Below are 21,393 nucleotides of genomic sequence, written 5' to 3'. Positions count from 1 at the left end.
TTCCAATTTTATAGATTATCTTTTCAGATTCACCAGTTCCTCTAACATTTGGTCAGTCGTCGTGATGACTCTTGAATTGGCTTGGAACCCTCTTTGGGTAGTAATCATTGTGGTAAACTCTTTAGATAAGTCCACATTAGACATTTCCAAAGCACCAGGATTCAAGGTTGCAAAACCACTTTCGCCAGGTTGTCCAATCATAGGCGTACCTGAGTTTGCCGTATTCACAAACATATTGGCTTGTGTTTTTAACAAACCAGCTGGATTCTTAAAGTTTGCCAACGCAATTCTACCTAATGGTGATTTTAAGCCATTACTAAAGATACCTTCAATAGTACCATCTGGACCGATACTGAACCCATCCAATGTCCCCTGCTTGTATCCGTCAGAAGTAGTTGAAACCTTTGAGTCATTAGCAAAAGATGTTAATTTATCATAGCTTATATTAAACGATAAAGGGCCAGCTCCATTTGTCATGGTATCAGCAATAGTAATATTCAGTTTAGCAGTTGTAGTAGATTTACCATCTACAAAGTCAACTTCAAAAGGCTCAGTATCAGAATCTACCTCAGTTCCACCATTTGTTGCATGATACATCTTACCATCGTTAGCCATATAGAATGTTTCTACTTGAAATTTATTGTCAGCAATCTTTACAAAACATTGCTTAATCTTATGCACACCACCAAGTGCGTCATAAACCTCGAATGTGTTTTCTCTTGCTACTGTGTCTGCATAAGCTGGGTTCAACTCGAATTTATCTCCTACAGCTAGATAAACTGAATCTGCGCCACCTACAACACCATGACCGCTTGTATCTGGAAATAATTTAGTTTCACTATTAAGTATCCCTTCAAAATCCACTTTAGCAGTTGATTGTGCTGGTACACTTGCTGCTCTATTAATGACTAGTCCCTCTAAGTTACTTTTAAAAATTGGATTCTCTCCATATGTGCTTTCATCTACTCTGTATCCTAATACCCTATATCCTTCAGCAGTATTCAAGTTTCCTGCTGCATCTACATAGAAGTTTCCAGCCCTCGTATAGCTTCTATTTAGAAAGTTAGGATCATTAGAAACCATGAAGAACCCATCTCCATTGATCATTACGTCCGTTGGAACATCTGTTCTTTCTACAGATCCTCTTGTGTGAATGGTATCAATAGAAGCGACGCTGATTCCCAGTCCGATTTGGTGTGGGTTCGTACCACCCCTGCCGCCTTGGGCAGCAGAGGCACCTTTGATTGTTTGGCTGAATACTTCTTGGAAAGTAACTCGGCCTGCTTTATAGCCTACAGTATTTACATTTGCGATATTGTTACCGATTACATCCATTTTCGCCTGATGGGAGCTTAACCCCGATACGGCTGAAAACATTGATCTCATCATTTGTACATGACCTCCTTCAATTTGGTGCGGCTGATTTCCTCTGTCATTCAGAAATCATCTTAGCTTCCTGCATAAGGTCCAGCTATACGATCACAGCACCATCGATATTTGTAAATGCATTTTCCTTTAATTGTTCATCCAGCGCAGCTGTAATAATGGTTTTATTGGTGACACTGGCTACAAAAGCCTTATTATCCATTAGAATGAGTGTTTCTTTGATTCCCTTTTGACTTGCTTTTCTCAATCCATTATTGATCCTATTAATTTCTTGATGATCCAGATGTATATTTCTGGCTTCTAGACGCTGCAGCGCATGCTTAGAAAACTTTACATCCTGATTGTTTATAATGGTATCAAGGACTTGGGCAAAAGGTTTTTTTTCAATGATTTCACTTGTAGATGGTTTTACACTGCTTATGCCTGGATTAATGGGTCTTGTATTATGGATCCACACTTTGTTCATTCCCACGCCTCCTTATCACGTTATGTACTATTCTACTTTTAAACCGTATTCCTTGATAGCCTTGCTTAGATTGACCAATTCTTTTATGATTTGCTGATTGCTTTCTAGAAGCTTATCGTTTGAGTCTTTCATCTGCGTTACCACTACTGTAGCAACATCTTCCATTAGCTCTTTTGTTTCTCCCATGGTCTTGTTCATGTTTTGTATTTGCTCTAAAGTTGTAAATTGTGCCATCTGAGCAATAAATTCCTTATCTTCCACAGGATTTAACGGATCCTGATGCTTTAGCTGGGTTACCAATAACTTCAAGAAAGCATCCTTATCAAGGGCAGAGTTTTCAGTTTTTGTATTCGGTGTTGTATTGTACTGATTGTCTCCAATTTTGTAGATTAATTCATTTGACATACCATTCACCTCCTAAGCAAAGAAATCTAATTTTGATGAATTTAGGGATTTGGGTGCCATTTGGGTAATTTCCTCAACTGCATTTCCATAACTGCTATCATTGTAAGAGTTGCTTCCCTTATTCATTTTTCGTTTAAAAGTCATAAAGTTTTTTTGATTTTGAAAGTTTGAGTCACTTCCTACAAAAACATTTAATTCTTGAATAGCTAAACCTTTTTCTTGGAGCGCATCTTTGAGAATATTGAAGTTTGATTCCAATACCTCCTTCACCATTTGGCTCTCAGCAACAAAGTTCGCAACAACGATGCCTCTTTCGATGGATACCTTCATGGTCAACTTTCCAAGGTGTTCAGGTTTTAATTGTAATGACATCTCTGAACCATCTTCTCCAACATGGACCATAACTTTATTCGCCACTTGATCGATGATATTGTTTAGCTTTACAGTTTGTGTTACAGTTGTCTCTGACTTTACTTGTTCCACAATGTTTACTTGGTCAAATTTAGCAAATTGTGTTTCAACTTGCTGCTGTGAATTTGTGCCGTCTACATTTGATTTCAAACCTGAAAAAAGGCCGTCTTGTTTTTCTGAACCTTGCTCTGAATTTTCGTTACTGTTTTCCTCAGTTTCATCATTCTTGATGCTACTACCGCTAAGTGATTCTGTTAAGTCAACAGTCTGTTCCTTTAATTGATTAAGACCCTTTCCTCGGTCTGCTTCGTCACCTAGCTTCATATGATTTATAAGGCCATTTTGGTCTCCTTCTGTTGAGGTTTCCGTAACACTTTTAAGGTTCTCCAGTTGTTTGCCAACGACATCTTGTAGTTTAGTCAGCATTGCATCAAGTTCAGCTGTTTTTATATTGTCTTGGTTAGAATGGTTCATATCCTCTAAAGCACCAATAGCATCTAGCATCATTCCCTGTAAGCTTTTTAAATCTAATCCTTCGATCTCTTTGCCCATACTATTGGATAAACCAAATTGCTCAACTTGAGCCAACAATTCATTGAGTTGAATCTTTAAGTCATCCAGCATACCCTGGAAATCTTCAATATTAAACTCTCCAGGATTCGAATTGGCAGTATGAATCAGCTGCATTATTTCTTCCATTGACTGCATCATTAACGAAATCTCAGCTTCAAAATTTTGATCTTTTCCGTTTAAATCTTTTTTCGTTTTTATATCTTCCTCAGCATCAATCGTATCCTGATTTGTTCTATTTGTATTGCCGGAGGAGTTTTGTATTGATTTATTCGTCACTGAATTATTTTTGCTGGCTCGTTGAGTTGTACTTTCATTAAACTTATCCGCCAAAATTCTATCAAAGCTATTGCTTCCATCCTTAGATGCATTATAGGGTTTTCTGTTTGTTTGACTATTCTGCATGAGCGCTGCATGTACATTTAAAGCTACTTGTCCCATCTCTCTCACCTCCTTTCAAGTTGTAATGATTTAAAGATTTTCTTTGGGCAGTGCCAATGATTTTGAAATCTCGGATGCCAAGTCCGCATCTAAACTTGCAAGTACATCAGCCGTTACCTTAACAGATAATTTTTTCAATACTTCTATCGCCATATCTTTATCTGTAATCGTAAAGCTTTCCCCGTTTTCAAAAGAATACTTTGCAATTCCATTCTTGTTGTTGTAAAGTTTAGAAATCATATCCGCAATTTGTTGAGGTTCCATTTTTTTATAGACATTTACCAAGTCAAAAATTTTACGATTGTACTCTTCTAAAATCTTTGTTGCCTTTATCAGGTCTGAAGTTATAAAATCATTTCCTTCTCTTAAAACTTCATCTTCTTTGATTCTGTTTAATAGATTTAAGACAAATTCTTTGTCTTCTACTTGTGATAGTATTTTTGCGCCTTGCAATATGCTCATATTTCTGTAGATGACAGAAAGCTCTTCCAGTTTGTACTTTTTTATCTGCCCCAAGTCTACGTTTAACTTATCTGGCAACTCTGTATCATAGATCTGAGCAGTACTTATTAGGCTTCTTTCTTTGTCCTTCATCTGGGCCACTATTTCTTGCAGTTTCTTCCCTTTTTCTATGGAATCAAAATTTGACAGGATTTTAAGGGTCATTTCTCCATCCAGATTATTTAATACACTGACTGCAACCTTTTCATTCATCTGTTCAATCATCAATCCCATATCACGAAAAGAGACCGTTCCATTCATGAGGGCCTTATTGATTTCTTGTACCAAGCTAGCCACTGAAAGTGATTCATAATATTTTGCTTGCTCTGATAAACTTAACTTTTTTTCATTGTCAATCTGCTCAATGGTCGAAACGAGAATATCTTTTTTGATTGAATTATCCCGTATTAATTCTAAGATCGCTTCTGTTTTCTTTACATTCTTTTCAGTCATGATTTTACTCAGATCGGAAAACAGTACTTCATCCTCTTTTTTGATCAGCACCAATTTATCAGCAGCCCTAGCTACATCCATATCTAGTAAATAATTGGCTACATTTTTCTTTTGAGTCTCCCTTTCATCTCTTGTGGGGAAGCTCTGAAAGTACTTTCCTAATGATCCTGGTGCACCACTTAAATGTCCATTCGCTATATATTTAAAGTTCTCATTTGTAAAATATAGGATGCCTAAAACACTTATGGGAACAAATGTGAAAACAAGGATGACAATGACGATAATTTTTCCAATACTAAGTCCTTGGCTCTCATTCTCGAGCGGTTTTGATTTTGCCATTTTTTCCCCCTAAATACTTTTAAAATTCTTAAATGTAACCAATTGATCAACGAATTTTTCTTCTTCTTTTTTTGCAATATAAGTAAAATCGTCAAAATCAATCTCTTTTAACTTTTCAAAGGTTTTTCGTTCTTGAGATGCCTTTACCAAGTTCTTTCTTATTTCATCTACATCCCGGTTACATCGCTCAATGATCTGTAATTGATAAGTGATTTTTTTCTCTAGACTCCTAATATAAACATCCCATATTCGAATTACTGATAAATCAGTTCCTTCTTGCATTTTAGCGTGAATCATGCTCATGTAGGACTCTTTTGACTTTTCATAAGTGCATAACTTTTGCTTTTCATCATCTAATTTTTTTTGAGCTGAAGTTAGCTTGCCTTGAATGCGTTCTTCGATTTTTTCTTTTACACCTAGAAGATTTTGATATTTGAAATTGAATTTACTCATCGTCTACACCCCTAAACCATTAGCTCCGTTAGCATTTGCAGAGCATCATTATAGTCAAACTTATCATGGGTATTTTGTTTTAAATAATCATTTAATCTGTCAATCATCGCGATAGCATAATCAATTTCCTTGTTGCTGCCCTTTACATATGCACCAATATTGATTAAATCTTCAGCATCTTTATAAACAGCCAGGAGATTCTTAAATCGATTTGCCAAGGTTTTATGTTCGTCTCCAACGATATTAGGCATAACCCGGCTTACGCTTGCTAAAATATCGATTGCTGGATAATGATTTTTATTTGCCATTTTTCTAGACAACACGATATGACCATCCAAAATCCCTCTTACGGCATCAGTAATTGGTTCATTTAAATCATCACCATCTACAAGGACCGTATAAAGTCCGGTTATTGAGCCTTTATCTGAATTACCAGATCGCTCAAGTAATTTAGGAAGGGCGGCAAATACCGATGGTGTATATCCTCGGGTAACCGGGGGTTCACCTACAGCTAATCCTACTTCCCGTTGCGCCATTGAGAATCTGGTGAGTGAATCCATAAGAAGCATTACATTTTTTCCTTTATCACGAAAGTACTCGGCGATAGCTGTTGCCAATAATGCGCCTTTCATCCTTACTAGAGCAGGTTGGTCTGATGTAGCAACAACAAGAACAGATCGACGAAGTCCTTCTTCTTGAAGGTCATTTTCAATAAACTCACGGACTTCCCTGCCTCGTTCACCAATTAAAGCAATGACGTTCACATCTGCCATGGTGTTTCTAGCAATCATTCCAAGCAACGTACTTTTCCCCACGCCGCTTCCAGCAAAAATCCCTATTCTTTGCCCTATTCCACAAGTTAACAACCCATCAATCGACTTTACACCTAAAGATAAAACATCATTAATCTTTTTACGCTTTAATGGATCAGGCGGTTGGTTGTTAATGGGATATTTTCTGTTTAAGAGGATATTGTTTTTTCCATCAATGGGATTTCCTAACCCATCTAATACCCTTCCTAGAAGCTCATCCCCTACATTTACGTATAAGGCATCACCAGTAGCTACGACTCTGCTTCCAGGTCCAATTCCATCCATCTCACCTAAGGGCATTAGTAACACTTTGCTGTCTTTAAAGCCTACAACTTCAGCTTTAATAGGCAGATTGCCTTTTAATGGATAGATAAAACATAATTCTCCTAGTTTCACCGCGGGCCCATTAGATTCTATCGTTAATCCAATTACTTGGGATACTCTACCAATATACTTTATAAGATTTGCGCCTTCGAATGCTGATTTATACTTGTTTAAATTTATCGTTTCCAAGCTATCACTCACTTTCAAGCAGTTCTAGAAAAATTTCCTTAACATGTTGCAGCTGAGTCTCTATGCTTGAATCCACGCTTCCCGAAATCGTATCAATCACACAGCTTCCTTTTTTCAGCGAAGCATCCTGCCTAATTTCTAGATCACTAATATTTTCGGCGAGACAAAGGATCTTATCTTTAGATGATATAGTAAAACCATAATCTTCAGGGCTCACTCGAATAATCAGATGATCTGTATACGTGCATTTATCCAATCCAAGCTTCACTAGCCCTATAATAATATCTTCACAATCATCTATTTTCGTATTTAGAATACTTTCAACGATCTGAATAATTAAGGCATTTACATCCTTTTCAACTTCCTTGGTTAGAGATATCTTTTTTGAGTGAACATATTCCTTAATCTGTAACGCCTCTTCGATAAGGGTATTGGCAGAGAGCTTCCCCTCTGTAAATCCAAGTTCTTTGCCTTCTCTATAACCTTCATTTTTTGCATTTTCTAGTACTTCGGTTGCTTTATTATGTGCTAGTTGAATAATATCTTCAGCTTGTTTTTGAGCCTCTACTAATTTGAGTTGAATTTGCAACTCTGCTTCTTTTAATTTTTCTTCATACAATGCATCCAAATCAATTGTTTCATGTCCTTCTGATTCCTCTATTAGTTGTATATCAGTAGGTTGAATTACCTTATTAGCATGAATCTCTTTTATTTCTCCCATGTTCACGTAGGATGATTTGAAAATCCTAGACAATTATTTCATCTCCTCCACCGCGTGAAATGATAATTTCACCTGCTTCTTCTAATTTACGTATAATATTAACAATTTTCTGTTGAGCTTCTTCTACATCGCGTAGGCGCACTGGACCCATAAAGTCCATGTCCTCTTTGATCATCTCTGCCATTCGCTTAGACATATTACTGAATATAAGCTCTTTTACTTCTTCAGTAGCACCCTTCAAAGCAACTGCCAATTCGTTATTCTCAACTTCACGGATAAATCTCTGAATAGAAGTATTATCAAGGTTAACAATGTCTTCAAATACAAACATACGCTTCTTAATTTCTTCTGCTAATTCAACATCTTGAATTTCAAGGGTTTCCATAATAAATTTCTCAGTACCTCTATCAACGGCATTTAAAATATCTACAATGGATTGAATCCCACCGGCTGTAGTATAATCTTGAGTCACCATGGCAGATAGCTTTCTCTCCAATACTGATTCAATCTCTTTGATGATTTCTGGAGAAGTTCGATCCATGGTTGCTATTCTCTGCGCGACTTCAGCTTGCTTTGCTTGAGGAAGGGCCGATAAAATCTGCCCTGCCTGAAGTGGATTCAAATATGCTAAAATTAGAGATATCGTTTGAGCATGCTCGTTCTGAATAAAGTTTAGCAACTGTCCCGCATCAGCCTTTCTGACAAAGTCAAATGGTCTTACCTGCAAGGATGCTGTAAGTTTATTGACAATGTCAAAAGCTTTTTGGGACCCCAATGCCTTTTCTAGAATTTCCTTAGCGTAATTAATTCCACCCTCTGAAATATAGTCTTGGGCTAAGCATATCTGATAAAACTCCTCTAGGACTTTTTCTTTTTCTTCTGGAGAAATCTTCCTCATATTGGCTATCTCTAGCGTCAGTTCTTCAATTTCTTCCTCTTGAAGATGTTTAAATATTTTTGCTGATTTATCAGGTCCTAAAGCAATTAACAATATTGCTGCTTTTTCTTTTCCACTGATTCCTGCTTTACGAGCCATAAATTACACTCCTACTCTTCATTTAGCCATGTTTTTAACAGCTGCGCCACTGCTTCCGGCTTCTTGTCCACAAATTTATCAATTTCTTTCTTATATCCTGACTTTTCACTGCCTTCTAGATCAATTTCATCTATAACGTCTTCTACAGTCATCGGTTGATTCTGCAATACATCATTAACAATGTTCTTTCTTTGCCTTACCCTGTACACGGCATATCCAGCGCCACCTAAGAATAGTGCCAGCAATATACCTATAGACCATAAGGGAATGTTACCGAATAACCCTGTGTTTCCATTCTCTGCATTCGCATCAGCAAACTGTTGGCTAAGTGTATTGTCAAAATCCCTGGCCATTACCTGAACTACCTTTGTATCTAAACCTGCTGAAGCTGAAACTAAATTGATAATCTCTTGCTTATCCTCATCTGTAAGTTCTTGGTTCACCAAGGCTTTTTGATTTACTAAAACAGCCACCGTAATATCTTTTATTTGCCCTTGGGCTTTAACAATCTTTTTATTTAATTCATTGATCTCATAATTAATCGTCTTATTCGCTTTATCGTATTTAGAAGCTTCATTGCTCCCTTCAACGTATTGAGTGATGTCTTCCGAATTTGAATCTGTACCTGGTGCACCACCTGCTTGTCCATTAATAACCTGTTCATTTAATTCACTCATGCTGCGGATGATTCCGTTGGTTTCGCCTTCAATTGGCGGTGCGAATTCTTGGATTTCAGTTACTTCGCTATCGAAGTCCAATTTCACATTCACCATAGCAGCCACGTTTCCAATCCCATATACTGTTGACAAAAATTCTTCGATACTCTCTTTTAGGTCATTTTGTACTTGTTGCTGTAAACCCATCTGTGTTGTAGCGTCAAAATTCTCATTGTTTTTTTTGTTTAACAATCTGCCTTGGTTGTCCACCACTGAGATATTCTCAGGCTCTAATCCTTTCACAGCGTTAGAAACCAGCATTACTACGCCATCGATCTGCTCTTTTGTAAGTTCTTTACCTTTATCCAAATTCACGAATACAGAAGCTTTCGATCGCTGAGGATCGATGAGAAACGCATTATCATCAGCAACACTAAGATTTACAATAGCATTTTTAACACCATCAATTTCCTCAATTGTTTTGGCTAATGAATTCTGCTGAGCTATGATAAAACGTTTTGTACGTTCGTCATTTGTCATCGTTAAACTGCTCGTATTCATCATATCTTCATAAGAGAAGCCTTCTTTTGGAAAACCTTCAATCGCTAGATTCATTTTTGCTTTATCATAGTATTCCTTTGGAACCATAAGGGTTGTTTTGCCCTCTTCACTACCTTCAATATTCTTCCAAGGTATTTTCAATTCGTCTAGCTTTTCTGTCATCTCTCCAGCATCTGCTGTAGTAAGATTGTTATACAAAGGTGTGTATTCAGGCCTTGAAGTAAAAAATACCATTAGTGCAATTGCAGTAACAACAAGTAACCCACTGACACCGATTTTAATTTTTTGGGAAGTATTCAAGGATTGGTAGAATTCATTAAGCTGCTGCTTCATTTGCTGTATTGTGTCCCCCATTAAGCCACCTCATTTCATAATCATACAAATTCTATTAGATCGGAAGCCTCATAATTTCTTTATAAGCCTCCATAATTTTATTCTTAACTTCCATAGTGAACTGTAGGGCGATTTCAGCCTTTTGTGCAGCAATCATCACTTCGTGAATATTTTCCGTCTCCCCAATTGCTAACATCTCATCTGCTTGTTGGGATTGGAGCTCCAGCTCATTTACCTTCCCGATTGCATCTTTCAAGTAACCGCCAAAGTCAATCTGGGGCTTATTCTCTTTTATTTGAAGATCATTACTGCCTAAACCAACTACATTATTAATTCTCATTTAGAATCCTCCTTGACTTTAACGGCCAATTTCTAATGCTTTCATCGCCATACTCTTTGCTGAATTAATACAAGTAACATTTGCCTCATAGGCTCTAGTCGATGAAATCATATTGATCATCTCAGCTACGATATCTACATTAGGCATTTGTACATATCCATCTTTATCCGCATCTGGGTGTCCAGGATCATACACTTTCTTAAATGGTGATTTATCTTCTTTTACAGCAGTAACTTCAACGCCGCTGCCACCGACAATGCCACTTTTTGCTGCATCTAAGTGTTGTTGAAAGGATAGATTCGTTGATGATTCTTTAAAGATAGGCACTTGTCTTCTATATGGGGTACCACTGCTGGTTCGGGTGGTATTAGCATTGGCAATGTTTTTAGATATAATATCCATCCTCAATCTTTCTGCTGTAAGACCTGTAGCACTAACATCAATCGCTTTAAACATACTCATTACCTATTACCTCCCATCTCTTATGATACTCTTTAACTTACTTAACTTTCCTGAAACTCTCTGAGTCATCATGTTATACTGAATTGTGTTTTTTGCTAAGTTAGCCATCTCTACATCTATGTTTACGTTATTGCCATCCCGCCGATACTTACTGTTAAAATCTTTACTTATACTAGGTTCTATATGATCAATACCAACGTTTCCTATCGGCAAATGCTTTTCATGGGTCACTTTTCCTTCAATACCAATGTTTTGCATACTAGCTTTCAGTATGGATTCGAACGCAACGCTTTCACGCTTGTAACCGGGCGTGTTTACGTTCGAAATGTTGTTTGAGATTGTCTCATTTCTAAGCCATGATGCATTTAAAGATTTTTCAAGATATTTTATATTTCCAAAAGACTTATCTAACATCGATTAAAACGCCTCCTAAAGTAAAAACTATAATATACGAAAATTCGACATTATTTATGTACTAATATTCAACAAAATATTTCATTTTCCTTCTTTTTCCCACTATTATCATACAATAAATCTTACAAAAAAGATGCAATAATATGAGTTTTTTCGTCAAATAGTTCTTAAGACCTTGTAAGTTTACATAATTATTTTATATTATACTACACAAACCCCTAAAAAGATATCTTTGCAACAATCTTGGAAATAATTTAACATGATTGTAATCTTTATTTTTCAAACATCTCAACCCTATCTATTTTAGAGATCGAGACTACTATTTGGAATATATTTACTTTCGATATTTGCAAAAATAAAAAGCAGCCTGTTACTCTGGCTGCTTTTTATGATTAACGATAATCCTTATCTTTTCAGCTTTTTCAACTCATCCATTAATTTATCATTTAGAATCTTAATATGTGTCCCTTTCATGCCTAATGATCTAGATTCAATCACTCCAGCACTTTCAAACTTTCTCAAAGCATTTACAATAACAGATCTTGTAATTCCTACTCTATCAGCAATTTTACTTGCTACCAATAGACCTTCATTTCCTTCCAATTCATCAAATATATGTTCTACAGCTTCTAACTCAGAATAAGAGAGGGTTCCAATCGCCATCTGCACAACAGCTTTTCTTCTTGCGTCCTCTTCTATTTCCTCGCTCTTTGCACGAAGAATTTCCATCCCAACTACAGTAGCACTATATTCTGCCAGTATCAAATCTTCATCATTAAAACTCTTCTCATGTCTTGCCAGTATCACAGTCCCTAATCTTTGACCGCTCCCATTAACAGGTACAATGGTTACAAGCTTATTGTAACTCTCTACGTCATACTTAAAAATCTCTAATAGTTGATCACCAGTAATGTTATGTTTTGTTTCTAAGACTTTTAGCAGCTCTTCATTGTATTCATCAGGAAACTTGTCCTCTCCCGTTTCTGGATCTACAATGATTGGGCAATCCGAAGCATCAGCGAGGCTTACACCTAGCACTTTTCCTTTCTTGCTCGCCACATATACATTGGCGTCTAAAATCTCGCTCAATGTTTTGCACATCTGGGAAAATGATACTGGAGCATTCCCAGTTTGTTGTAGGATTTTATTCAGTCGTCTCGTTTTTTCTAATAATGTACTTGCCATTTTTATCCTCCTTCGCTTTATCCACTATACGATAAATCTATTCAAATTATAAATTGGGAGTCCGTCTCCCTAAACGCTTGCTCCAATTTGTTATCAAAACACTATTTTCAAAATAGATACCAATATTCCTCAACAGAGACTACCAAAAAAATATTTGATGATGAACGTAGAAAACGTCAAAGTTTTCTATTATATTCATATCTTTTTCAGTAGGCTGGTTTTTTATTCCTTCTGGCTTTTCGAATAGCATTCAAATCATATTAGAGCATTTTAAATCCAACTTATTTTTTAAAAGTTTCTCTCAAGAATTATTTATCTAATCTCTAGTTTGCAAGCTGTCATGAATTTTAAGCATTGTTTTAATGTGAAGGACACATTATGAGAAACTACAAGAATGTTAGCACATTTTGTCATAATTTGCAACACAAAAGTTAAAATTTTCATAATAGAATGACAAACACTAATCGTCTTCACCTTGCCGTTTATATTTACATTCTTTATTCGAGCATTGAATAATCGTTCCTTTTTTTGTTTTCTTTTCAACAAGAAGCGTTCCACAAGTTGGACAATTTTCATGAATTGGCTTACTCCATGTAACAAAATTGCATTTAGGAAAATTTATACACCCATAAAATAATCGACCTTTCTTCGACCTTCTTTCTACAATCTCCCCTTGGCATTGAGGACAAGGAACCCCAATTTTATGAACAAACGGCCTTGTATGTTCACATTCTGGATATCCCGAACAAGCAAGAAATTTTCCGAATTTTCCATACTTCACAACCATATGTTTTCCACAAACATCACAAACTTCGTCAGTCACTTCTTCAACGATTTCAATCTTTTCAATTTCTTCCTCTGCATGTTTTAGCACACGGCTAAAAGGCTTATAGAAATCATCAATGACTCTGATCCAATCTAGTTGGCCTGCTTCAACTTCATCGAGCTTTATTTCCAGATCAGCCGTGAAATGTTGATCAATAACATCGCTAAAGTATTCTTCAAGCAATTCTGTCACGATAAGGCCAAGTTCAGTAGGCCTTAATGCTTTGCTCTCCTTTTCAACATATCCACGACTAAGAATTGTTGTAATAATAGGGGCATAGGTACTAGGTCTACCAATTCCTTTCTCTTCCAGTTCTTTTACTAAAGTAGCTTCTGTAAATCGAGGTGGCGGCTGAGTAAAATGCTGCTTGGGTTCAATTCTATCTTGTAGTAGTTTATTATTTATTTCAACCTCGGGAATTTCCGTATCTGAAACAGTAGCATAGGTATATACACGCAAAAACCCCTCAAATACTAATTTGGAACCTGATGCCTTGAAAATATATCCATTGTTTGTAATATCAACTGAATATGTATCATAAAGGGCATTCTTCATTTGGCTCGCCACAAATCGTTCCCATATCAGCTTATAGAGCTTATACTGATCATTACTTAAAGATTCTCTAATATGATCTGGCGTTCTTTCGATATCCGTTGGTCTAATAGCTTCATGAGCATCCTGCGCTTCCTTCTTCGTCTTGTATTGCTTATCCACTTCAGGAAGATATTCTTCTGAGAAATTATTAATGATATATCTCCGTGCTTTTTCTTTTGCCTCATCGGATATTCTCGTAGAATCTGTTCTAATATAGGTAACTAATCCCACAGACCCTTCATCCTTAAGTTCGATCCCCTCATAAAGCTGCTGCGCTACAATCATTGTTTTCTTCGTGGTAAAACCCAGCCGATTTGCAGCTTCCTGCTGTAAACTGCTGGTAGTAAAGGGTGGATAAGGATTTCTTTTCTTTTCCCTTCGCTTAACATCGGAAACAACATATTCATTTTCGTTTATTCTGCCCAAAATTTTTTCTACTTCATCTTTTGAATGGACTTCCATTTTCTCTTGATCAGATCCATAAAATTTAGCCTCTATTACTTCTTTAGAACTTCTTTTTTGAAGAAATGCAGAAATACTCCAATATTCTTGAGGGATAAACTCATTTATTTCCTTTTCTCTATCACATATTAATTTGGTTGCAACAGATTGGACTCTTCCTGCACTTAGCCCCTTTCGCACTTTTCTCCACAGAAGAGGACTTATACTATAACCAACTAATCGATCTAGTACCCTTCTAGCCTGCTGTGCATCTACAAGACTCTTGTTTATTTTTCTAGGTTTTTTTACAGCGTTTTTAATCGCACTCTCTGTAATCTCATTGAACTCAATTCTACATTTTTCATTATCTTCAATAGATAAAATATGGGCCAAATGCCATGATATGGCCTCTCCTTCTCTATCGGGGTCTGTTGCAAGTAATATTTTTTTTGCTTTCTTCGCCTCTTTTTTTAATTCTTGTATAACAGGCCCTTTTCCTCTTATGGTAATATAATTAGGCTCATATTCATGTTCAACATCAATACCCATTTTACTTTTAGGAAGATCCCTAACATGTCCAACGGAGGCTGTTATTTTATAATTTTTTCCTAAGAATTTTCCTATTGTCTTTGCTTTCGCAGGCGACTCTACGATTACTAAAGATTTTGCCACTTTTTCACCTCCAAATAATAAAACAATAGCTATTATATCAGAAACCTATTGTTATTTCAAAACACTTCCGCCTCAATTATTTACTATCAATATTTTTCCCGGTAAAAGATCTACTAATCCTTTTAATTGCAAAATAGTAACAATACTGTTTATATTATCAATACTTTGCTTTGTTTTCAAGGATAAAATTTCCATGTGTATTGGCTGGTACTCTCTAATTATATTGTAAATCTCATTTTCACTAGCGCTTAGTTCTGTTACTTGCCTCTCTATTGTCTTTGATTCTCTGATTCCCAACTCTTCTATAATATCTTCTACACAGGTCACTATTTTAGCACCATCTTTGATTAGCTGATTTGTACCCATACTAAGTCCACTGTTGATATTGCCTGGAACAGCAAGTACCTCACGACCTTGTTCTAGGGCAAATTCAACAGTTATCAAAGACCCGCTTTTCGCATTTGCTTCAATGACGACAACACCTTTTGCCAACCCACTAATGATACGATTTCGAGGTGGGAAATGGTTGGGTGCAGGCGGAGTTCCAATAGCATATTCTGAGACTACAGCACCATTTTTTTCAATTTCCTTCATGAGTGAATAGTTTGATTTTGGATAACAAACATCCACACCAGAACCTAATACTGCGATTGTTCTTCCTCCACTATCTAATGCGCCTCTATGTGCTGCTGTATCGATGCCATAAGCCATACCACTGACAATAGTAATTCCTCTTTTAGCCAAATCTCCCGCCAATTTATAAGCTGCCCATTTTCCATAGGGTGTTGCCTTTCTTGCACCAACAATCGCTACGGCATTTTCATCCTTACTGCAGATGTTTCCAATTTTATAGAGTAGATATGGTGGATCATAAATATTTTTCAGATTACTAGGGTATTCCATATCGTTTCTTGATAATATATCTATACCTAATTTTTCAATAATTATTCTTAACGATTCGACACTTTCTTTTTTTCTGTTCTGTATTATGTTATGAGTTGTGTTCTCATTTATTCCTTTAACCCCTAATAATTCACTGGCAGATGCGGTGAAAACTTTCTGAGCATCTCCGAATCGGTGCATGAGTGCTTCAACAGTTTTTAGCCCTACGCCGTTTACATGATTTAACCAAGCAAGATAGTATTTTTCCTCCATGAATCATCACCCTTATTCCTATGGATTCCAAAATTTTCTGTCCAAGTTCCTATACTGTATTGCCTCTGCAATATGGGAAACCTGTATTCTCTCACAACCATTTAAATCCGCAATTGTTCTGCTTAGTTTGATAATCCTGTTATATGCCCTTGCGCTAAGACCAAGCTTATTAAATGCTGTTTCTAAAAGTTCTTTCTCCGCATTCCCTATTTTACAATATTTCTTCATTAATTTAGGCTTCAACTGAGAATTAAAAAGGATACCTTCTTTTTCATATCGCTGAAGTTGTATCATCCGAGCTGCATTCACATTCTGTTTTAACTCTAAACTACTCTTTGATCCCTGTTCAGCCTGTAACTCACTACATTGGACTGGAAATACTTCAATGTGCATATCTATTCGGTCTAAAAGGGGCCCTGATATCTTTGATAGGTATTTTTTGATCTGAGGCGGTGAACAAGTGCATTGATGGGTACTATCACCATAATAGCCACAAGGACAAGCATGCAGGAACAAAGCACAAAACAATAACTTTTACATGGAACATAGACGAAAATTTAATCCAAGAGCTACCTGAAGAAACCCTTGGACAAAGAGTGTTAAAATGCAGGAAAAATATGAAATTAAATATGAAAGAGTTGGCTAAACTCTGTAATATTTCCCCCTTTACGGTTAAAAATATCGAGTCGGGACTTACTTATCCAAATATTAGTACTGTAAAAAAGCTATCTGAAGTATTTGACGTATCAATTAAATATTTGTTGCAAATAGATAACTGGCCCGAAGATACGCCTAGTCAGATAATAAAAAAATTTAGACTATTGAAAGGTTTAAGTCAGCACGAACTCGCAAAACTTTGTAATCTCCATCAGTCAACCATTAAAGATTATGAAGATGGAAGAATTAAATGTTGCAACGGGCCTACCTTAGAAGCAGTGTATAAAGCACTCGATTATACAGCCAAATAGGGAAATAGTCCTAAAGAATTTGAGTTTCTTCCTATTATAATATACCTACTCAAGAATGTATAAAAAGGCAAATATTTATAAAAGAACACTTGAATAGGTATATTTTCCTATACATCTAGTTATACTACAAGATTCTTAATTTGTCAAAATATGTGAAATATTTTTAATATTCTTATCGAATTTTAGATGGACATAAAAAATCCTTTTAAGATAACTTAAAAGGAAACTGAACGCGATCTTCTAGCCGTTGTTGTTTTAGCAGCATTTGATATTAATAGATATGTAGATAAATCTCTTTGTGGGGTATCCTTCTTTATTAATAAATTTGAAAAAATCTTTTTAAGTAGTTTCATTCTTTCACCCTTTCTTAAGCCTTGTACATTTTAACAAATATTGTTGTATTTTGTAAAGTCAATTATATAAGGAAGCATTCATGAATTTGAGTGCTTCTTTAATTTTTACTATTAATAATTACTTTTTGAACTTCTATTTAGTCTTAAAAAAATAAAAGCAGTTCAACATGAACTGCCTTTATTTTTTACCTAGGATACTTAGATACTAAGTCACCATTGCTATTATAGAGTTCTCCTGGATCACCACTATTGTTCCATATATTTGCTTTTGTCCAATTAAGTTCAGAAGTACCTCCACCGCTAGCTATTTTCACTGTTTTCTTAGCTTTTAGAACAAATCCATCCGGAAAATTATAAGTCTGATTTCCCTCTACAGAAACTAACTTCCATCCTGTCATATCAACATCTTTATCTGATGTATTTTCAATAATCACAGTCTCATTTTTAAGATCTATAACCTTAATTATTACACCGGATCCGCCTGCGTTAATATTTGGGCTTGTTGTCTGTCCCGGCAAATTCTGCTCTATTACTTCAACCTGTTCTTGTCCTGCTTGAACCTGATAGTCCACTCCATTGGTGGTAATAACCACAGGACCGCCTTTCGTAGTACTATAGATATTACCCCCAGATCTACCTATTGCTACTAATGTTTCTAGGTGTGGATGTCCGTATTCATTATCTTGCCCGGCACTTATAACGGCTATTTTAGCGCCCACCTTATCTAAAAATTCTCTTCCTGATGAGGTGCTTGATCCATGATGCCCAACTTTCAAAATATCCGCTTGGATATCTTTATTTAATATTTTTGATTCAACATCTTTCTCCATATCGCCAGTAAATAAGAACTTTACATCTTTGTATGTAAGCTTAGTAAGCACAGAATAATTATTAATGTTGTCTCCAAAGTCATCTCCAGTTTCAATTACATCGAATTTTGCTCCACCACCAAGTTCAAAGGACATGTCGGTGTCTTTAAGAACCTCTGCTCCATTTTCCTTTTCTTCCAATGCAGCATCCAGATAATCCTCATATGTCTTAGATGAATGTACATATCCACTATCTACTATTGTCTTAACTTTATATGCCTTTATTACATCATCAAGCCCACCAATATGATCTTCATGAGGATGTGTAGCAATTAGAATCTCTATATCATCAGTTTTCAACTTCTTTAGATAATCTACGACTAGCTGCCCATCCTCATTGTTACCACCATCTATTAAAATATCATAGTTCCCGAAGTCGATAAAAATTGCATCTGCCTGCCCTACATCAATAAAATGCACTTTTAGTTCTGTAGCACTTGTAATTCGTGCTGTTCTTGTCCCTGCATCCCAAACAACATTTGCTCCTAAAGCTTCAGCTATAAACCGTGCTGGCACTAGAGTTCTATTATCGATAATAGTTCCTGGCACCTCAAGTTCAACAGTCTTTCCATTCACTGTTGCTGTTTTCTTATCAACAGTCAGTATCACCTTTGTGTCACCCTTGGTTCCTGTAACGGTTTTTGTGACACCGTCCCATTCTATCTTTGCTCCAAGAGATTCAAATATAGTTCGTAAAGGTACCAGCGTTCTCCCTTGAACCAATGCGGGTGCTACATCAAAACTTAGCAGCTTTCCATCCACAGTAACTCTAGTGTCCTCCTGAGCTACTATCATCACAGGCATGCATAATAGCAACATTATAGTTAATAACAACGATAACCCTCTTCTCATGGTCTTCCCCCTAACTTTTCTTATTGGTTATTACATTCTATATTTTACAGTAAATTCCTTTTATGATGTTAGAAATATGATACAGGGCAGAAGAGATTCTGCCCTGTATCATATTTAAAATTTAGTTTTTGCATAGCCCGGTTTAACCAGCTATTGTCTAACAAGCAAAACCCTATAATTATGTAATTTTCTCTTTGGATAATTTTTATTTACTATTTATTCGTTAAATACTTTCCTAACACTTGATAGTTTCTCTTTCAATTCCTCATTCTCAGCTTGTATTTGATTCACAGTATTTCTCCAAACATTAGTAAGATTTCTTTGCTCTTCAAGTTCTTTCCTAATACTTTCTAATTCCGCTTTAAGTTTTGCTACTTCATCATTTTCATCTTTATCTTCCGTATTTTGTAAATCCGATGTATTTTGCGACGAGGTAATTAAAGGTAAGGAATTCGAAAAGTTATATTCTTTTAATCGTATGTCTCTTTCTGTATTGAAAACATCATCTACTTTTAAATCATTTACTTTTTCCTTTATAGTAGATTTTGCAAACTCTTTAAAGTCTGAAATCTCAGATTTAAGATTTTCGTTTTCACAACGGTAGTCATCTGCAACTTTTCGCCATATCTCAGCTTCCCTTTTATATTTTTCTCTTTCTTGTTCATCCGTTGTTCTATTTGCACTTTCTTCTGCACTTCTAGCCTTTTCTTCAGCATTTTGAGTCCATCTTTCGCTTCTAGTAATTAATATTTCGCGAATTTTATCAAATATCCACTTTACTACACTTACAATGAACTCAATTAATAACTTTTGAATAAGTGGCCATACCTTTTTTACAAACCATTTTATGATCTGTTTCCATACTGTGTTTTGCATTAGTTTTCCCCCTTAATTTGAGAATTCAATATAAAAAGAAGATAGCTTTATACACCACTATAATATTTATCATACTAAACAACTATATAAAAGATTGTCGAATTTTATAAGATTTTACTAATAAATGTATGTGCTTATCAAATAACTTACATGTTCACTTTTCAAAACTGAGAAATTCAGGCTGGTATTTTCTTTGAAGCGTTTCTTCAACAAATAAGCGAACACTTTCATCTTCTAGTTCAAACCAATAAACTTTCAGCTTGCCGTGATACTGTTTGAAAAACCGATGCCATTTTCCAGTTCTATCACCAGAAACTTGTTCATAGCTTTCCCTAAAATGGCTAAAGAGCCTATAACTGATAGGTTTTCCTTTTCCTATATAAATAAATTTATTATCTCTTTCATACACATAAATTCCGTTAACATTTTTTGTCTGCGATCTTATATAATCTCTAATATCATCTACCTCTTTTGAACATCCTGGTGTATTATGATATATTTCGAATGAATTCCAATATGGTTCTTGTACTGGGATTATCTTATTCTCGATTAATAAATCTATAAATTTTTGTTTCACATTATTTACCCCGCATGTTTTATTAGTCTCTATAAAATATATTTTTTTCTTCCCTACAGAACTTTAGGATCTGTAGGTTAAAAACTAACAAGGAAGGGATCGCCCAAGATTCTAATGAAGGATACTTAGTACTTTTCATTCCATACATTTCAAGAATATCAATATCTGGATTACAACAGCTTATAAAGCCTGAACTAGTTAAGTATATACCATCCCAATCCAATGCCATCTTTTCAAAATCAATCTCAATATAATTATCAACTTCTAATGGATATCTATCTATTAATTTTATAAAATCCTCATAGCAATTAATAAAATATACTCTGCTAGTATCTTTAACCTCATAGACCAAGTAGTAGGGCCTGCTGTGGCATTCGACCATTTCTGGGTCATTATATACATATTCTAGCCATACAGACGGATATTTTGACCCTGGTGTATAATCGCTTAACCAGTATCCCCAGATTGGTCTGTAGCTCCCTGGGTAATTAGTATTCTTAACCGAAATAAAATCTCCGTATTCTATAGGGTCACCACTATGCACCTGTAAAGGAATTTTCAAATAAAACACTCCTCACTTTAGACTTAAAAAACACAAATGTTAGTATTATCCGTAACTTCACAAGAGAATAATTTCTTGTGACTTCAATTACTAATACTATATTTCTTTCTTCCTAAACCTTAACCACAAACCGTGCAAGGTACTTACAACACTCATCGTTCCGAAAGCAAAAGTACAAACAAAGTACCCT

At 35.7% G+C, this 21,393-nt stretch carries 22 protein-coding genes; 1 reads left to right on the top strand and 21 read right to left on the bottom strand.

The features are described from left to right. Window positions 1-15 precede the first annotated feature (15 nt). The 17 genes from K0R93_RS03680 to K0R93_RS03600 all read right to left on the bottom strand — a co-directional run bounded on the left by K0R93_RS03680 (window position 16) and on the right by K0R93_RS03600 (window position 16,662). Window positions 16-1,389, bottom strand: a complete 1,374-nt coding sequence (locus K0R93_RS03680) for a flagellar hook protein FlgE (RefSeq protein ID WP_300297733.1) — start codon at window positions 1,387-1,389, stop codon at window positions 16-18. 82 nt (window positions 1,390-1,471) lie between these two features. Then, on the bottom strand, window positions 1,472-1,852 hold the full coding sequence (locus tag K0R93_RS03675) for a TIGR02530 family flagellar biosynthesis protein (protein WP_300297730.1): 381 nt from the start codon (window positions 1,850-1,852) through the stop codon (window positions 1,472-1,474). A gap of 27 nt (window positions 1,853-1,879) precedes the next feature. Beyond that, the gene (locus K0R93_RS03670; RefSeq protein WP_300297727.1) at window positions 1,880-2,257 is read right to left on the bottom strand and encodes a flagellar hook assembly protein FlgD; all 378 of its coding nucleotides are present in this window, start codon (window positions 2,255-2,257) and stop codon (window positions 1,880-1,882) included. Between the two features lie 12 nt (window positions 2,258-2,269). After that, complete coding sequence (locus K0R93_RS03665; RefSeq protein ID WP_300297724.1) at window positions 2,270-3,679, bottom strand: flagellar hook-length control protein FliK; 1,410 nt, start codon at window positions 3,677-3,679, stop codon at window positions 2,270-2,272. 30 nt (window positions 3,680-3,709) lie between these two features. Further along, complete coding sequence (locus K0R93_RS03660) at window positions 3,710-4,972, bottom strand: hypothetical protein (RefSeq protein ID WP_300297721.1); 1,263 nt, start codon at window positions 4,970-4,972, stop codon at window positions 3,710-3,712. Between the two features lie 9 nt (window positions 4,973-4,981). After that, entirely contained in the window at window positions 4,982-5,425 is a 444-nt protein-coding gene (gene fliJ, locus K0R93_RS03655) for a flagellar export protein FliJ (protein ID WP_300297718.1), read from the bottom strand. Window positions 5,426-5,436: 11 nt separating this feature from the next. Continuing rightward, window positions 5,437-6,750 carry a flagellar protein export ATPase FliI gene (gene fliI, locus K0R93_RS03650; RefSeq protein ID WP_300297716.1) on the bottom strand — a complete coding sequence of 438 codons (1,314 nt, stop codon included), beginning with the start codon at window positions 6,748-6,750 and terminating at the stop codon, window positions 5,437-5,439. Between the two features lie 4 nt (window positions 6,751-6,754). Continuing rightward, window positions 6,755-7,504 (bottom strand): FliH/SctL family protein, encoded by a 750-nt coding sequence (locus K0R93_RS03645; protein ID WP_300297714.1) that lies wholly within the window; start codon window positions 7,502-7,504, stop codon window positions 6,755-6,757. Further along, window positions 7,497-8,507 carry a flagellar motor switch protein FliG gene (gene fliG / locus K0R93_RS03640; RefSeq protein WP_300297711.1) on the bottom strand — a complete coding sequence of 337 codons (1,011 nt, stop codon included), beginning with the start codon at window positions 8,505-8,507 and terminating at the stop codon, window positions 7,497-7,499. Before fliG ends, K0R93_RS03645 begins: the two co-directional genes overlap by 8 nt. Before the next feature lie 11 nt (window positions 8,508-8,518). Beyond that, window positions 8,519-10,078 (bottom strand): flagellar basal-body MS-ring/collar protein FliF, encoded by a 1,560-nt coding sequence (gene fliF / locus K0R93_RS03635; protein WP_300297708.1) that lies wholly within the window; start codon window positions 10,076-10,078, stop codon window positions 8,519-8,521. Between the two features lie 34 nt (window positions 10,079-10,112). After that, window positions 10,113-10,397: a flagellar hook-basal body complex protein FliE gene (gene fliE / locus K0R93_RS03630; RefSeq protein ID WP_300297705.1), complete on the bottom strand. Its 285-nt coding sequence runs from the start codon at window positions 10,395-10,397 to the stop codon at window positions 10,113-10,115. A gap of 18 nt (window positions 10,398-10,415) precedes the next feature. Continuing rightward, entirely contained in the window at window positions 10,416-10,859 is a 444-nt protein-coding gene (gene flgC, locus K0R93_RS03625) for a flagellar basal body rod protein FlgC (protein WP_300297702.1), read from the bottom strand. A 6-nt stretch (window positions 10,860-10,865) separates the two neighbouring features. Next, window positions 10,866-11,273, bottom strand: coding sequence for a flagellar basal body rod protein FlgB (flgB, locus tag K0R93_RS03620; protein WP_300297699.1), 408 nt, complete (start codon window positions 11,271-11,273; stop codon window positions 10,866-10,868). Window positions 11,274-11,678: 405 nt separating this feature from the next. Continuing rightward, window positions 11,679-12,458 (bottom strand): GTP-sensing pleiotropic transcriptional regulator CodY, encoded by a 780-nt coding sequence (gene codY, locus K0R93_RS03615; RefSeq protein WP_300297696.1) that lies wholly within the window; start codon window positions 12,456-12,458, stop codon window positions 11,679-11,681. A 460-nt stretch (window positions 12,459-12,918) separates the two neighbouring features. Beyond that, entirely contained in the window at window positions 12,919-14,991 is a 2,073-nt protein-coding gene (topA, locus tag K0R93_RS03610; protein ID WP_300297693.1) for a type I DNA topoisomerase, read from the bottom strand. Window positions 14,992-15,063: 72 nt separating this feature from the next. Next, window positions 15,064-16,146: a DNA-processing protein DprA gene (gene dprA, locus K0R93_RS03605; RefSeq protein WP_300297690.1), complete on the bottom strand. Its 1,083-nt coding sequence runs from the start codon at window positions 16,144-16,146 to the stop codon at window positions 15,064-15,066. An 18-nt stretch (window positions 16,147-16,164) separates the two neighbouring features. After that, complete coding sequence (locus K0R93_RS03600; protein WP_300297887.1) at window positions 16,165-16,662, bottom strand: ATP-binding protein; 498 nt, start codon at window positions 16,660-16,662, stop codon at window positions 16,165-16,167. Here K0R93_RS03600 and K0R93_RS03595 point away from each other — a divergent pair. Further along, window positions 16,599-17,114 (top strand): helix-turn-helix domain-containing protein, encoded by a 516-nt coding sequence (locus K0R93_RS03595; protein WP_330685003.1) that lies wholly within the window; start codon window positions 16,599-16,601, stop codon window positions 17,112-17,114. The two genes, K0R93_RS03600 and K0R93_RS03595, sit on opposite strands and share 64 nt — an antisense overlap. 538 nt (window positions 17,115-17,652) lie before the next feature. Here K0R93_RS03595 and K0R93_RS03590 read toward each other — a convergent pair. The 4 genes from K0R93_RS03590 to K0R93_RS03575 form a co-directional block, all read right to left on the bottom strand. Next, a complete protein-coding gene (locus K0R93_RS03590) occupies window positions 17,653-19,188 on the bottom strand; it encodes a stalk domain-containing protein (protein WP_300297685.1) in 1,536 nt (511 codons plus the stop codon). Window positions 19,189-19,404: 216 nt separating this feature from the next. Then, complete coding sequence (locus K0R93_RS03585; RefSeq protein ID WP_300297682.1) at window positions 19,405-20,064, bottom strand: hypothetical protein; 660 nt, start codon at window positions 20,062-20,064, stop codon at window positions 19,405-19,407. A 154-nt stretch (window positions 20,065-20,218) separates the two neighbouring features. Next, window positions 20,219-20,641, bottom strand: a complete 423-nt coding sequence (locus K0R93_RS03580) for a hypothetical protein (RefSeq protein ID WP_300297679.1) — start codon at window positions 20,639-20,641, stop codon at window positions 20,219-20,221. A 22-nt stretch (window positions 20,642-20,663) separates the two neighbouring features. Then, entirely contained in the window at window positions 20,664-21,203 is a 540-nt protein-coding gene (locus K0R93_RS03575; RefSeq protein WP_300297676.1) for a hypothetical protein, read from the bottom strand. Window positions 21,204-21,393: the final 190 nt, after the last annotated feature.

This window comes from Anaerosolibacter sp. (assembly GCF_029240175.1).
Classification (GTDB): Bacteria; Bacillota; Clostridia; order Peptostreptococcales; family Thermotaleaceae; genus Anaerosolibacter.
This window is presented reverse-complemented; position numbering and strand designations above follow the sequence as displayed.